General features: G+C 75.0%; 13 protein-coding genes. 4 read left to right on the top strand and 9 right to left on the bottom strand.

Features of this window, described 5'->3' with window-relative positions:
- The first annotated feature begins 64 nt into the window (after positions 1-64).
- Positions 65-1,105 carry a TerC family protein gene (locus HNR12_RS03660; RefSeq protein WP_179766116.1) on the top strand — a complete coding sequence of 347 codons (1,041 nt, stop codon included), beginning with the start codon at positions 65-67 and terminating at the stop codon, positions 1,103-1,105.
- 78 nt (positions 1,106-1,183) lie between these two features.
- Here HNR12_RS03660 and HNR12_RS03665 read toward each other — a convergent pair whose 3' ends face one another.
- The 4 genes from HNR12_RS03665 to HNR12_RS03680 form a co-directional block, all read right to left on the bottom strand.
- Positions 1,184-2,164, bottom strand: a complete 981-nt coding sequence (locus HNR12_RS03665; RefSeq protein WP_338119716.1) for a D-alanine--D-alanine ligase family protein — start codon at positions 2,162-2,164, stop codon at positions 1,184-1,186.
- A 26-nt stretch (positions 2,165-2,190) separates the two neighbouring features.
- On the bottom strand, positions 2,191-3,423 hold the full coding sequence (locus HNR12_RS03670) for an aminotransferase-like domain-containing protein (RefSeq protein ID WP_179770380.1): 1,233 nt from the start codon (positions 3,421-3,423) through the stop codon (positions 2,191-2,193).
- A gap of 422 nt (positions 3,424-3,845) precedes the next feature.
- Positions 3,846-4,250: a hypothetical protein gene (locus HNR12_RS03675; RefSeq protein ID WP_179766117.1), complete on the bottom strand. Its 405-nt coding sequence runs from the start codon at positions 4,248-4,250 to the stop codon at positions 3,846-3,848.
- Between the two features lie 483 nt (positions 4,251-4,733).
- Positions 4,734-6,062: a GAF domain-containing protein gene (locus tag HNR12_RS03680; protein ID WP_179766118.1), complete on the bottom strand. Its 1,329-nt coding sequence runs from the start codon at positions 6,060-6,062 to the stop codon at positions 4,734-4,736.
- 391 nt (positions 6,063-6,453) lie between these two features.
- Here HNR12_RS03680 and HNR12_RS03685 point away from each other — a divergent pair, with 391 nt between their 5' ends.
- Positions 6,454-6,963 (top strand): hypothetical protein, encoded by a 510-nt coding sequence (locus HNR12_RS03685; protein WP_179766119.1) that lies wholly within the window; start codon positions 6,454-6,456, stop codon positions 6,961-6,963.
- Positions 6,964-6,976: 13 nt separating this feature from the next.
- On the opposite strand, the gene HNR12_RS03690 is transcribed toward HNR12_RS03685, so the two are convergent.
- The 3 genes from HNR12_RS03690 to HNR12_RS03700 form a co-directional block, all read right to left on the bottom strand.
- Positions 6,977-7,204 carry a hypothetical protein gene (locus HNR12_RS03690; RefSeq protein WP_179766120.1) on the bottom strand — a complete coding sequence of 76 codons (228 nt, stop codon included), beginning with the start codon at positions 7,202-7,204 and terminating at the stop codon, positions 6,977-6,979.
- An 88-nt stretch (positions 7,205-7,292) separates the two neighbouring features.
- Positions 7,293-9,089 carry a thiamine pyrophosphate-requiring protein gene (locus HNR12_RS03695; RefSeq protein WP_179766121.1) on the bottom strand — a complete coding sequence of 599 codons (1,797 nt, stop codon included), beginning with the start codon at positions 9,087-9,089 and terminating at the stop codon, positions 7,293-7,295.
- Between the two features lie 150 nt (positions 9,090-9,239).
- Positions 9,240-9,890: a TetR/AcrR family transcriptional regulator gene (locus HNR12_RS03700; RefSeq protein ID WP_179766122.1), complete on the bottom strand. Its 651-nt coding sequence runs from the start codon at positions 9,888-9,890 to the stop codon at positions 9,240-9,242.
- A gap of 159 nt (positions 9,891-10,049) precedes the next feature.
- On the opposite strand from HNR12_RS03700, the gene HNR12_RS03705 reads away from it, so the two are divergent.
- Both HNR12_RS03705 and HNR12_RS03710 read left to right on the top strand, forming a co-directional pair.
- Positions 10,050-11,141, top strand: a complete 1,092-nt coding sequence (locus HNR12_RS03705) for a Zn-dependent alcohol dehydrogenase (protein ID WP_179766123.1) — start codon at positions 10,050-10,052, stop codon at positions 11,139-11,141.
- Positions 11,142-11,243: 102 nt separating this feature from the next.
- Positions 11,244-12,992: a class I adenylate-forming enzyme family protein gene (locus HNR12_RS03710; RefSeq protein WP_179766124.1), complete on the top strand. Its 1,749-nt coding sequence runs from the start codon at positions 11,244-11,246 to the stop codon at positions 12,990-12,992.
- A 78-nt stretch (positions 12,993-13,070) separates the two neighbouring features.
- Here the strand turns inward: HNR12_RS03710 and HNR12_RS03715 are convergent, their stop codons facing one another.
- Together HNR12_RS03715 and HNR12_RS03720 are read right to left on the bottom strand one after the other, a co-directional pair.
- Positions 13,071-13,331, bottom strand: coding sequence for a hypothetical protein (locus HNR12_RS03715; protein WP_179766125.1), 261 nt, complete (start codon positions 13,329-13,331; stop codon positions 13,071-13,073).
- A 15-nt stretch (positions 13,332-13,346) separates the two neighbouring features.
- Positions 13,347-14,267, bottom strand: coding sequence for an SPFH domain-containing protein (locus tag HNR12_RS03720; RefSeq protein WP_179766126.1), 921 nt, complete (start codon positions 14,265-14,267; stop codon positions 13,347-13,349).
- Positions 14,268-14,303: the final 36 nt, after the last annotated feature.

The raw sequence follows: 14,303 nt of genomic DNA on the forward strand, positions 1-14,303 counted from the left end.
TCCCGGACGTTTTCGGACGTCCGGGACCGGCACCCGTGTGCCTACGATCGTCTGGAGTACTGGCTTGGAAATCGCACCCTGGGTCTGGGGGGTCACGATCGCCGTTCTGCTCGGCGTGATCCTGATCGACTTCATCATCATCGCCCGCCGGCCGCACGAGCCCTCGATGCGCGAAGCAGCCATCTGGATCTCGGTCTACGTGTCCCTGGCGATCGTGTTCGGCATCGGCCTCGCCTTCACCACCGAGGGCCAGGCCGTCGACTTCTTCACCGGCTGGATCGTCGAGTACTCGATGAGCATGGACAACCTGTTCGTGTTCATCCTCATCCTGGGCTCCTTCGCGGTGCCCCGGGAGCACCGCCAGCGCGTCCTGCTGGTGGGCATCGCGCTCGCCCTGGTCTTCCGCGGCCTGTTCATCGCCGTGGGCGCGGCGGCGGTCAACGCCTTCGCCGGGGTGTTCTACCTCTTCGGCGCGTTCCTGCTCTACACCGCGTGGAAGCTGGTGGCCGGCGGCGGCGACGACGAGGAGGAGTACAAGGAGAACGCGGCGGTGCGCATGGTCCGCCGGGTGCTGCCCACCACCGACACCTACCACGACGCCAAGCTCGTCACCCGGATCGACGGCAAGCGCGTGGTCACGCCCATGCTGCTGGTGATGATCGCGGTGGGCCTGACCGACATCCTGTTCGCGCTCGACTCCATCCCGGCGATCTTCGGGATCACCCAGGAGCCCTACCTGGTCTTCACCGCCAACGCCTTCGCGCTGATGGGCCTGCGCCAGCTGTACTTCCTCATCGGCGGGCTGCTGGACAAGCTGGTCTACCTCAGCCACGGCCTGGCGGTCATCCTCGGGTTCATCGGCGTCAAGCTGATCCTGCACGCGGTCCACGAGACCACCGACCTGCACGTGCCCGAGATCCCCACCACCGTGTCGCTGGTGGTCATCGTGCTCACCCTGGCGGTCACCGCCGTGGCCAGCCTGGTCAAGAGCCGCCGCGACGCGGCCGCGGCCCCGGCCGCGAGCGCGGGCGCCGAGTCGGGCGAGCCCGCCCAGCCGGTGTCCGACGGCGGCGACGACGACCGCGGCGAGCGGGTGTCCGTCTGACGGGGCGGCACGCCGCCCTCCCCCTACGCGAAAGGCCCTCCGCGCCGTCGGCGCGGAGGGCCTTTCGCGCGGGCGCGCCTAGCGGCGGTTGTAGGCGTTGAACGCGAGGTCGCGGCAGACCCGGGCGAAGTCCAGCTCGGCCGCCTCGACCGCCAGCGGGAAGGTGGAGGTCTCGGTCATGCCCGGGGCGACGTTGACCTCCAGGAAGCGCACCGTGCCGTCGCCGTCGACGATGAGGTCGGTTCGGGAGTAGTCGCGCAGGCCCAGTGCCCGGTGGGCGGTCAGCGCGGCCTCGGCCGCGGCGCGCGCCGCGGCGTCCGACAGCCGCGCCGGGCAGAAGAACTCGGTGCGCCCGGGGGTGTAGCGGGCGGTGTAGTCGTAGACGCCGCCGTCGGGCACGATCTCCACGGCCGGCAGGTCGAAGGGGCCGTCGCCGAGGTCGAGCACGCCCACGGCGATCTCGGTGCCCTCGACGCGCTCCTCGATCAGCGCGCGGTCGCCGTAGGCGAAGCAGCTGACCAGCGCCGAGGACAGCGCCTCGGGGGTGTCCACGGCGCCGGCGCCGAACGCCGACCCGCCCTGGTCGGGCTTGACGAACAGCGGCAGGCCCAGGGTGGCCACGATGCGCTCCAGCAGCGCGGGGGCGCCCAGGTCGTGGAAGGCGGACTTGGGCAGGACCACGCCGCGCGGCACCGCGATCCCGCGCTCGGCCACCAGGGCCTTGGCGACGGGCTTGGCGAAGGCCGCCCGGCAGGCCGCGGGCGGGGCGCCCACGTAGGGCACCGCGCTCAGCTCCAGGATCTCGGCGGTGGCGCCGTCCTCGCCCGAGGCGCCGTGCAGGGCGGGGAACACCACCTGCGGGGGGTCGGCGGCCAGCGTGCCCAGCAGCGCGGAGTCGACGTCGGCGATCTGCACCTCGACGTCCAGGCGGCGCAGGGACTCCGCCACGCGGCGCCCCGAACGCACACTGACCTCGTGCTCGGGCGACATCCCGCCCGCCAGTACGAGCACCCGGTCGAGATCGGCCACGGTCCTGCCTTCCTGCTGCGCTGCTGTCACGAGGGACGCCCCCTGGTGGTGGGAGGTTAGGGGAGGTCGGGGAACGGGGAGTCGTCGCCCCGGGTGGCTGGGGCCGACGCACCGCCGAAGGTATCACGCAGGGCGGTCTCGCCCTCGATGACGCCGACCAGGCGCCGCACGCCCTCGCGGATCTGCTCGGGGGTGGGGTAGCAGAAGGACAGCCGCATGTTGCGGCGGCCCTCGTCGGAGGCGTAGAAGCCGGTGCCGGGGACGTAGGCCACGCGGGCGCTGACCGCGCGGGGCAGCATGGCCTTGGCGTCCAGCCCCTCGGGCAGGGTGGCCCACACGAAGAACCCCCCCTCGGGCCGGGTCCAGGAGCTGCCGGCCGGCATCATCGCGTCCAGCGCGCCCAGCATGGCGTCGCGGCGCTCCCGGTACATCTCGTTGAAGTCCTTGATGCGCTCGCGCCAGGGGTGGGTGGCCAGGTAGCGGCGCACCACCATCTGGTTGAAGGAGGAGTGGCTGAGCATGGCCGACTCCGCGGCGAGCACGAGCTTGGCGCGCACCGCCGAGGGCGCCAGCGCCCAGCCGATGCGGAAGCCCGGCGAGAGCGTCTTGGAGAACGACCCCAGGTAGATGACCTGGTCGGGGGCCTCGGCGCGCAGCGGCGCGACGGGCTCGCCGCCGTAGCGCAGCAGGCCGTAGGGGTTGTCCTCCAGCACCAGCAGGCCGTGGCGGCGGCAGATCTCCAGGACCCGGCGGCGGCGCTCGGCGGTGAGCGTGACACCGGCGGGGTTGTGGAAGTTGGGGATGGTGTAGAAGAACTTCGCCCGGCGGCCCTCGGCGGCCAGCCGGGTGAGGTGCTCCTCCAGCGCCTCGGGGAGCACGCCGTGGTCGTCCATGGCGACGTGGCGGATGTCGGCCTGGAAGGCGGCGAAGGTGTTGACGGCGGTGACGTAGGTGGGCGCCTCGCACAGCACGACGTCGCCGGGGTCGACGAACACCCGGGTGACCAGGTCCAGCGCCTGCTGGGACCCGACGGTGACGATGACGTCGTCGGCCGCGGCGTCGATGCCCTCCTCGGCCATGACCTCGCAGATCTGCTCGCGCAGCACGGGGTCGCCCTGGGCCGAGCCGTACTGCAGCGCGGTGGCGCCCTCCTCGGCGACGACGCGCTGCACGATGTCGCCGATCTCGCCCATGGGCAGGGCGCTGACGTTGGGCATGCCGCCCGCCAGCGAGACGACCTCGGGGCGCGAGGCGACGGCGAACAGGGCCCGGACCTCCGATGCCACCATGCCCTGGGCGCGGGCGGCGTAGGCGCCCACGTAGGGGTCGATGCGCGAGCCCTGCGCTGAGGGCTGCCGGTGGGACTGCCGGGGATCCTGGGACACGATCCACCTCCGCTGGCGTGGACGGTTGTGTTGTTGGCAGGTGAGACGCGAGTGGCCTGCCGCGGGTTGACGCGGGGCGGCCGATCCGGCGCTCGCCCACGCCTCGGCCGGCGCGCGTGGCGCGCGCCGCCGATCAGTCCCGGCCCAGTGTATGCCGACCGCGGCCGCGGCCCGCCGGGCGGGCCGCGGTCAGGCGGCACCGGGCCCGGCGCGGCCCGCGCGGGCGCCTGCCGGACCGACTGCCCCGGCGCGCGGCGAAGCGACCCGCCCCGGCCGGGTCTTGACCGATTCCTGGCCGCCTCCCGACCCGCGGGGGCGGCGAGGGCTCAGCGCGCGGCGGGGCGGCCGGAGGCGGGGGTGAGGGCCAGCAGCCGCCAGCGCGGCCACTGCAGGACGGCCGCCGAGGCGGCCCAGGCGGTGACCGCGACGGCCGCCGGCGCGGGCCAGGCCCACCAGGCGGCGGCCGCTGCCGCGGTGAACTGGAGGAGGTCCAGGCCCACCGCCGCGGCTCCGGGCACGGCCACCAGGGCGTGGGCCTTGTCGCCGGGCGTGGCGAACACGGTGGGCACCACGATCAGCAGGAGCACGGCGCCCGCGGCGAGCAGGAGCGAGCGGTCGCTCAGCGCCCAGAAGACCGAGATCCAGCCGAGGAGTTCGCAGCCGAAGCGCAGGACGGCGGCGGGGCGGCTGTCGGGGAAGGCGCCGCCGGGTGTGGTCGCGTCGCGGTTCACCGCCGCAGCGTCTCACATCCGCGGCGCGTTGCACCCCCGGGCCCGGGGCGCGCGGGTGTGTGCCGGTGTGGTCGGGCGCGGGTGCGCTCGGGGGGCGGGCCGGCGGTACCGCCGGCCGCACCGGGTTCCGGGGTGCGCCCGGCGGCCCGCGGGGCGGGCGGCGGCCCGGGTCAGCTCCCCCACTCTCCCTCGGGCCGCCGCCGGGGAAGGTCCGCCGGCGTAAACGGATCCCGCTACCCCCCTCAAGGCACGGGCGCGGGCGGACCGGAGTCCTCCGTCGGCGGCCGCCGCCTCGGTGCTGCGGCGATCACCGTCACCACCGAGTCCATCGCACCCGGCCCCGCACCGGCAAACGTTGCACCACGTTGCAGATTAGTGACTGTGCGTAGTGTTTTTAGTCCAATAAGCACATGTGCACTCTTACCGTGTCAGGTCACGGGGGCCTGGGCGGCGCGCGTGATGGCGGCCCGGGCGCGGTCCCGGTCAGCGCAGCAGGGACTCCGGGTCGGCCCAGGGCACCGGCTCCTGCCCCCAGTCCGCCGCCCGGCGGATCCGGCGGATCTCCGGCGCGGTGGAGCCGGGCAGGAGCTCGGCGGGGGTGGCCGGGGTGCGGACGCTCACCCGCAGCCCCTCGTGCAGCCGGTAGGGGCGCGACTCGACGACGCCCCCCAGGTGGCGGCGCAGCCGCGACATCTCGGCGCGCACGGTGACCAGCCGGTCGGTGTCGCCGAACAGGTCGCCGGCCAGCTGGGCGGCGCTGCGGCCGTTGAGGCTGCGCGCCAGCAGGAACAGCAGCTCGCTGTGGCGCAGGCTCAGCCGGTGGGACCAGGTGCCGCTGGCGCCGCTGACCGTGACCTGGGGCGCGGTGCCGTCGGAGAGGTCGAGGAGCAGGTGGCTGACCGGCGCGGTCTCGCCGCCGTCGGGCCGCACCAGCCAGCCGCCCGGCAGCGGCTCCACGTGGCACTCCCCCACCCCCGGCAGCCACGCCACGCCCGCCTCCAGCGAGCGGGGCAGCAGCACCCGGCGCACCGGCTCCATGTGGGCGGCGGCGGCCGTCCAGCCGTCGTTGTCGACCACCAGCGCCCGGCCGTTCATCCCGGCCAGCAGCGGCGCGGCCACCACGCGCAGCCGCTCCAGGTGGGCGTGGTGCCAGCCGCGCAGCAGCGACTCGGCGTGCTGGGCCACGGCGTTGACGAGCGCGAGCGTGGAGGGGTGCACGGTCTCGGCGGCGCCGGTGACGTCCACGGCCCCGATGGGCCGGCCGTTGCGCGGGTCGTGCACGGGCGCGCAGGCGCACGTGACCTGGTGCAGGCCGCGCACGTAGTGCTCGGCGGAGTAGACCTGCAGCGGGCGGCCCACGACCAGGGCGGTGCCGATCGCGTTGGTGCCGGCGACGTCCTCGCTCCAGGAGGCGCCCTCGACCAGGCCGATGCTGTCGGCCAGGCGCCGCACCCGCGCGGGGCCGTCGCGCCACAGCACGCGGCACTTCTCGTCGGTGATCACCATGACGTGGGCGGCGTCGTCGGCCACGGCGGTCAGCGCGTGGCGCAGCATGGGCAGCAGGTCCTCCAGCGGGGACTCGCGGCGGTGGCGCTGGATGTCCTCGCGGCCCAGCATGGGCAGCCGGCCCCCGTTCTCGGGGTCGACGCGGCGCAGGCGCATGCGGGCCCAGGAGTCCTCGATGACGGGCCGGGGGCGGGCGGGCGGGGTGCGGCCGGCGAGCACCGCCGCGTGCACGCGCCGCAGCAGCCGGGCGTACTCGCGCGGGTCGGTTCCCGCGGGCACCGCGGCGTCCAGATGTGGATGGACCATGGCTCCCCCCGGCTGACCTGCTCGTTCCACGCCCGTCTCATCCTTGTGGGCATGGCGGTCCGCGGCAACCGGAACCGGGAGGTAACAGCACTCGAACGGCGGGGGCGGTCATCGGCCGCCGAAAACGCTGCCGGGCGGCCGGTTGGGCCAGGGAATCGGCTTCGGGAACGGACTTTGCCCGGTATCCGACGCAGGACGGCCTTTCATCCGGTACCTGCGCCGTTGCCCTTCACCGGGCGCCCGACCGGCCGCTTTGACGGTTTCTTGGGCCGCGCGGGCCGTGGCGCTGCCGGGCGCGCGGCGCGCCCCGGGCGATAGTGGCCCCGACGTGACGGCACCGGCGCGAGCCGGGGGCGCGGATCCCACCGGGCCCCCGCGAGGGAGGCGGACCATGCTGCATCGGCCCACGCGGCGCGCGGGGCGCGCCCGGACCACCACGGCGGCGCTGGCGGCGGCCTTGATACCGCTGCTGGGCGTTGCGGCCTGCTCCGGGGCCGAGGCCGACCCCGGGGCGGACACGCTGGCCGCGGCCACCGGTGAACTGTCGGCGGTGCTGCTGCGCCCCGAGGCCGAGCAGGCGTTCGAGCGCAAGGGCCACCCCATCGAGGGCGCCCTGCAGTGCCGCAGCCCCGAGGGCGACGCCGCGGAGCTGACCGTGGTGTGCTCCGGGCGCACCGAGGACGGCGAGAAGGCGCGGTTCGAGGGCCGCGTCGACCCCGCCGCGCTGGCCGCCCAGCGCGCCGAGGACGAGGGCCTGCCCGGCGCCTACACCGGCACCGTGGCCGGCCGCGAGGTCTTCCGCATGACGTGCTTCAACTGCGAGCCCAAGAAGGCCGGCGCCCGCGACCGCCCGCGCGCCCAGGAGGAGCGCCGCGGGCCCGGCGGCGAAGGCGCGGGGTAGGCCCTCGCCGCGCTCAGACCCGGGTGGGGGGCTCCGGCGGCTCGTCGCCCTCGCGCGCGCCGTCCTGGACGGGCGGGTCGGAGGGAGAGGGCTCGCGCTCGGCGGCGATCTCGGTGTCGGGGGCCGGCTCGGCGCCCTGGCCGGCGCGGCGGTCGGCCAGGGGCCGGTCGTCGTCGGCCGGCGCGTGCCGGGTCTCCTCGTCAGGTCCGTTGCGGGGGCCGGTGCCCCTGTCGCTGGTCACGGTCGCTGCTCCTTGTGGCGGGCCGACGGCGCCGGCCGGTCGGGCGCCCGCGGGCGGCCGGGCTCCGGCGCCGGCGGGCTGTGCGCCGCTAACGGTGCGGCGAGATGAACTCCTGCAGCTTGGTGCGCAGGCCCTTGGTCATGAGGGCGAACCCGTCGGGGTCGCCCGAGGCCAGGGCCTTGGCCATGTCGGTGAGCTGGCCGCTCTCGACATAGGGCGGGATCGGCGGGATGTCGGGGTCGCAGTGGACGTCGAGCACGAAGGGGCCGTCGGCCGCGAGCGCGCGGTCCCAGGCCGGCCCCATCGCCTCGGGCGCCTGCACGGTCTCGGCGCCCAGCCCGAGCGAGGCCGCGAACCCGGCGTAGGAGACGTCGGGCAGGTCCTGGCTGTAGGGCGTGCGGGGCGAGCCGCCCATGGCGCGCAGCTCCCAGGTGACCTGGTTGAGGTCGTTGTTGTGCAGCACGCACACCACCAGGCGCGGGTCGCTCCACTCGCGGGCGTAGCGCCGGGCGGTGATCAGCTCGGCCAGCCCGTTCATCTGCATGGCGCCGTCGCCCACCAGCGCGATGGCGGGCCGGTCGGGGTGGGCGAACTTCGCGCCGATGGCGTAGGGCACGCCGCAGCCCATGGTCGCCAGGGTGCCCGAGACCGAGCCGCGCATGCCGCTGGTGAACTTCAGGTGGCGGGCGTACCAGTTGGCCGCGGATCCGGAGTCGGCGGTGACGATGGCGTTCTCCGGCAGCCGCGACGACAGCTCGTTGCAGATGAGCATGGGGTTGACCGGGTCGGCGGGCACGTGGGCCTGCTGGTCCATGGTGGTCCACCACTCGCGCACGGAGGTCTCGATGCGCTCGCGCCAGCGCTCGGGCCCGGCCTCGCCGCGGCGGTTGCGCAGGCGGTGCAGCAGCCGGCGCAGGGTCTCGGCGGCGTCGCCCACCAGGTTGACCTCGGTGGGGTAGCGCATGCCGATCATGTGCGGGTCGATGTCGATCTGGACGGCCCGCCGGCCGAACGGCGGCAGGTACTGGCTGTAGGGCAGGCTGGAGCCGACGATGACGAGGGTGTCGCAGTCGCGCATCATCTCCCAGGAGGGGCGGGTGCCCAGCAGGCCGATGGAGCCGGTGACGAACGGCTGCTCGTCGCCGATCACGTCCTTGCCCAGCAGCGCCTTGGCGATCCCCCCGCGCGTGGTCTCGGCCAGCTCGACCACCTCGTCCACGGCGCCGCGGGCGCCCTGCCCGATGAGGACGGCCACCTTCTCGCCGGCGTTGACGACCTCGGCGGCGCGCGCGACGTCCTCGTCGCGCGGGACCACCAGCGGGGCGCCCAGGCCGGGCGGGCTGGAGGGCACCTGCTTGAACGCGTGGCCGGGCGGGCTGTAGTCGGCCTCCTGGAGGTCGGCGGGGACGATCACGGCCGTGGGGCAGCGCTCTGCCAGGGCCGTGCGGATGGCGCGGTCGATGAGGTTGGGGAACTGCTCGGGCACCATGGCGGTCTGCACGAAGGCGCCGGCCACGTCCTTGAACAGGGAGTGGAGGTCGACCTCCTGCTGGTAGCTGCCGCCCATGGCCGAGCGGTGCGTCTGGCCGACGATCGCCACGACGGGAACGTGGTCGAGCTTGGCGTCGTAGAGGCCGTTGAGCAGGTGGATGGCGCCGGGACCGCTGGTGGCCAGGCAGACCCCCAGCCGGCCGCTGAACTTGGCGTAGCCCACCGCCTCGAACGCCGACATCTCCTCGTGGCGGCTCTGCACGAAGTGCGGGCCCTCGGCCTTGCCCAGCTCGGCGATGAGCCCGTTGATCCCGTCGCCCGGATAGCCGAACACGTGCTCCACGCTCCACGCGCGCAGGCGGCCCAGCAGGTGGTCGGCGACACTCTGGCTCACAAAAGATCCCCCATCCGTCTCGCGGCCGGTCGGCTTTCCCCGCCCGCTGCCCGCGAGGTGGGGGGCCAAACCCGGCCGCGGGCGCGCGGGCGGGGCGGCGGGGCGCTCCCGCGCCCGGCGGCGCGGGCGTGTTCGCCGTGGGCGAACGCGCTAGGGCGCCGTTCCGGGGGCCGGAGCCGCGATGTCGCCGGTCTGGTAGCGCTCCACGCCCACCAGGGCGAGGTTGAGGACCCGGTCGACCAGGGAGTCGGCGGTCTCGTCGGGGTTCTCCAGCAGCCAGTCGGTCAGGGCGTCGGCGGCGCCGATGGCGATGCGGGCCAGGATCTCGGCGTCGCGCTCGCCGACGATGCGCCCGCCCTCGGGCAGCGCGGTCCCGGCCACCACCAGGCGGGTGATCTCGTCGACGACCCGGCACCGGGCCGCGTGCACCTCCTGGGAGAAGGGCTCGCCCTGGGTGCGGGCCTGCTGGTAGAGCACCCGCCAGGCGTCGCGGTTGGCCGCGACGTAGCCGAAGAACTCCCGCAGCCCCGACCACAGGCCCAGTTCGGGGGGCTCGCCGCTGCGCAGGGCGGCGCGCACGGCCTCGACGGCGCGGTCGGCCTCGCGGTGGATGCAGGCGGTGAACAGCCGCTCCTTGGAGCCGAGGTAGATGTAGACCATCGGTTTGGAGACGCCCGCCGCCTCCGCGATCTCGTCGACGCTCGCCGAGTGGTAGCCGGAGCGCGAGAAGACGCGCACCGCGGCGTCGATCACCTGCTGCTCGCGGACCGCGCGCGGCAGCCGCTGCTGTTTGCTGGCCACGCCCCGACCCTACCGACCGCGCCGGGGGCCGGCGACGCCGCGATCCCCGGCCAGGCGGGCGTTGCGGGCGGGCGGGGCCGACCGCCCTCTGGTGGACCGACTGGTCGGTCTTGTAGTGTCGCACCACCTCGGAGTAACCCAGATCACTCGGGAGGGCCCATGAGTGACACCGTCAGCGCCGCCGTGTTCCCCGCGGTCGGCGAGCCGCCCCGGATCGAGCGGGTGGCCCTGCCGGACCCGGGACCGGGCCAGGTACGCGTGCGCGTGGCGGCGGCGGGCGTGTGCCACTCCGACCTCTCGCTGGCCAACGGCGTGCTGCCGCACCACTTCCCCGCCGTGCTGGGCCACGAGGGGGCCGGCACGGTCGAGGCCGTGGGCCCGGGCGTGGAGTCGGTGGCCGTGGGCACCCCGGTGGTGCTCAACTGGTCGCCGCCCTGCCGCTCCTGCTGGTACTGCGCCAACGGCGAGCCGCACCTGTGCGAGCGCGCCCAGGACGCCGCCCAGCGCCCCTACGCCGAACTCGCCGACGGCACGCCGGTCTACGCCGGCCTGGGCACGGCCGCCTTCGCCGAGGCCACGGTGGTGCCCGAGAACGGCGTGGTGCCCCTGCCCGAGGCGATCGACCCGGGGGCGGCCGCGCTGCTGGGCTGCGCGGTCCTGACCGGATGGGGCGCGGTCGCCAACACCTCGGCGGTGGCGCCGGGGCGCTCGGCCGCGGTCATCGGCCTGGGCGGGGTGGGCCTGGCCGTGCTCCAGGCGGCCCGCCACGCCGGTGCCGACCCGGTGATCGCCGTGGACTCCGCCCCCGCCAAGCGCGACCTCGCCCTGGGCCTGGGCGCCACCCACTTCCTCGCGGCCGGCGACACCCTGGCCGGGGAGGTGCGCGGGCTGACCGGCGGGCGCGGGGTGGACCACGCCTTCGAGGTGGTCGGCGCCTCGGCCACCATCCGCGCGGCCTGGGACATCACCCGCCGGGGCGGCGAGGTCACCGTGGTGGGCGCGGGCGCGCTGGAGGACACGGTGGCCCTCAGCGCGCTGGAGGTCTTCTACACCGCGCGCACGCTGCGCGGCTGCTTCTACGGCTCCAGCGACCCCCAGCGCGACATCCCCCTGCTGGCCGGCCACGTGCGCGCCGGCGACCTCGACCTGGCGTCCATGGTCACCGACGAGATCGCCCTGGCCGACCTGCCCGCGGCGTTCGCCCGCATGCGCGAGGGCCGCGGCGGGCGCTCGGTCGTCCGCTTCCCCTGAACCCGGGGGCGCGGCGCCCGGCCGCCGCGCCCCCGCCCGTCCAAGACCCGCTCCACGGCGCACCGACCGCGGCGGTGCGCGAACGACCCTGGGAGAGTGGACATGACCGAACCCGAGATCGCCCGCCCGATACGCCCGCTCACCGCTGTCACCGCGCGGCTGCTGGTCTCCGGCGGCCCCTTCGAGATGGAGGTCGTCGACGTCAACGGCGTGGCGACCCGGGTGTGGAAGCACGCCCTGCCGCACCTGCGCGCCGTGGTCGAGGACGCCCCCCGGCACGGCGACACCGCCGCCCTGGTCTACGGCGACGAGCGGCTGACCTACAGCGAGTTCCACCGGCACACCGCCACGTTGGCGCGCCGCCTGGCCGAGGACTACGGCGTGGCCAAGGGCGACCGCGTCGCCATCGCCATGCGCAACTACCCCGAGTGGGTGGTGGCGTTCTTCGCGGCGGTGAGCCTGGGCGCGATCGCGGTCCCGCTCAACTCCTGGTGGACGGGGCCGGAACTGGAGTTCGGGCTGGCCGACAGCGGGGCCCGGGTGCTGGTGGCCGACCGCGAGCGCATCGCCTCGCTGCGCGAGGCGCTGGAGCGGCTGGAGCTGTCGGTGGTGGCCGTGCGCACCGGCGGCGCCGGACTGCCGCCAGGCGCGCGCACCTGGGAGAACGTGCTGGGCGAGGTGGCGCCCGACGCCGGACTGCCCCCGGCCGACCTGGCCGCCGACGAGCCGTGCGCGCTGTTCTACACCTCGGGCACCACCGGGCGGCCCAAGGGCGCGGTCGCCTCGCACCGCAACCTCGCCTCCAACCTGGTGGCCGGCTCCTACTCCCGGTTCCGCTCCCTCATGCGGCTGGGCCTGGAGATGCACGAGGTGCAGGCGTTCGTGGACGCGCTGCCGCCCTCGGTGATCCTGTGCGCGCTGCCGCTGTTCCACGCCACGGGCGCGCAGACGGTCATGCTGCCCACGCTGGCCAACGGCGGCACCCTGCTGCTGATGTACCGGTGGGACGCCGAGGAGGCGCTGCGGCTGGTGGAGCGCGAGCGGGTCTCAGGGATCACGGCGGTGCCGGCGATGATCTCCCAGATGCTGGCCTCGCCGTCCCTGAAAGACCGCGACCTGTCCAGCCTGATGGTGCTGGGCTCGGGCGGGGCCCCGGCCGCGCCGGCGCTGGTCTCGCGCGCCCGCGCGGTGAGCGGGCTGCAGAACGCGCTGCTGGGGCAGGGCTACGGGCTGACGGAGTGCTCGGCCACGGCCACGGTCAACGGCGGCAGCGACTACCTGCTGCGGCCCGACAGCGCGGGCCTGCCGGTGGCGACCGTGGACGTCAAGATCGTGGACGCCGGCGAGGCCGAACTGCCGCCCGGCGAGGTGGGCGAGGTGTGGATCCGGGGTCCGGGCGTGGTGCACGGCTACTGGAACCGGCCCGACGCCACCGCCGCGACGTTCACCGAGGGCTGGCTGCGCACCGGCGACCTGGGCCGGCTGGACGAGGAGGGGTTCCTCTACATCGTCGACCGCGCCACCGACATGATCATCCGCGGCGGGGAGAACGTCTACTGCGCCGAGGTGGAGGCCGCCATCCACGAGCACCCGGCCGTGGGCGAGGTGGCGGTGGTGGGGGTGCCCCACGAGGTCTACGGCGAGGAGGTCGGCGCGGTGGTGCGGCTGATCCCCGGGCGGGAGCTGACCGAGGAGGAGCTGGTGGCCTACCTCAAGCCGCGCATCGCGCCGTTCAAGATCCCCACCCACATCCGGATCACGGCCGAGGACCTGCCGCGCAACGCGGCGGGCAAGCTCCTCAAGCGGCAGGTTCGGCAGGCCCACGGCTGGGACCGGGCGGAGCAGGCCTAGCCGGCGGGGCGCGCCGCGTTCGCGCGCGGGGCGCGCGAAACGCCGGACGCGGCGGGCCCGACCGCCCGCCGCGTCCGCTCAGTCCTCCTCGTCGGCCGGCGCGTCCGGCGCCTGCTCCGTCCCGGCGGCGCCCTCGCCGTCGGCGGGCCGCTTGCGCGGCCAGCCCCGGCGCGGCATGGCCCCGGTGTTGCCGGGCAGGCGGCCGGCCTGGGAGAGGGCGCGGCGCAGGAGGAACTCGATCTGGGCGTTGGTGCTGCGCAGCTCGTCGCCGGCCCAGCGCGCCAAGGCGTCGTGGACCGCCGGGTCGAGCCGCAGCAGGATCTTCTTGCGCTCGGCCACGAGTGGAGTTGCCTCCTACTGGTAGAGCGATCCGGCGTTGACGACCGGTGTCGCCGGGCGGTCGGAGCACAGCACGACGAGCAGGTTGCTGACCATGGTGGCCCGGCGCTCCTCGTCGAGGTCGACGACCTCCTGCTCGGCGAGCCGCTGGAGCGCGGACTCGACCATGCCCACGGCGCCCTCGACGATCAGCCGGCGGGCGGCGACCACGGCGCCGGCCTGCTGGCGCTGCAGCATGGCCTGGGCGATCTCCTGGGCGTAGGCCAGGTGGGTGAACCGCGACTCCACGATGCGCACACCGGCCGACTGCACGCGCTCGGCGATCTCGGTGGAGAGCTGCTCGGTGATCTGCTCGGCGTTGTCGCGCAGCGACATCGCGTCCTCGGTGGGGGCGTCGTAGGGGTAGTTGTTGGCGATGTGCCGCACGGCCGCCTCGGTCTGGGTGGAGACGAACTGCACGAAGTCGTCGACCTCGAACATGGCCCGGGCGGTGTCCTCGACCTGCCAGACGACCACGGCGGCGATCTCGATGGGGCTGCCGCCGGCGTCGTTGACCTTGAGCACCGAGGTCTCGTGGTTGCGGATGCGGGTGGAGACCACGGCGCGGGTGGTGAGCGGGTTGACCCAGCGCAGGCCGTCGGCGCGCACGGTCCCCACGTAGCGGCCGAGGAACTGCAGGACGCGGGCCTGGTTGGGCGAGACCACGGTCAGCCCGGCGGCCAGCAGCAGGGCGGCCAGGACGAGCACGGCGCCCGCCACCAGCAGCGGCACCGACAGGGGGACGAGCCCGAGGACGGCGACGGCGACCCCGGCGGCGGCGACCAGCAGGCTCAGCCCGGCCATGGGGAGGCCGGCGGCGCCGAAGGCGGCGCGCTCGCGGTAGGTGGGGGCGGGCATCTGGACCGCCGTGGGGGCGGGGGCGGGGCGGGTGTTCATATGCGGTTGTTTCCTTCCCTCTTGCAAAGATGTCAT

The sequence above is a fragment of the Streptomonospora nanhaiensis genome, assembly GCF_013410565.1.
In the GTDB taxonomy this organism is placed as follows: domain Bacteria; phylum Actinomycetota; class Actinomycetes; order Streptosporangiales; family Streptosporangiaceae; genus Streptomonospora; species Streptomonospora nanhaiensis.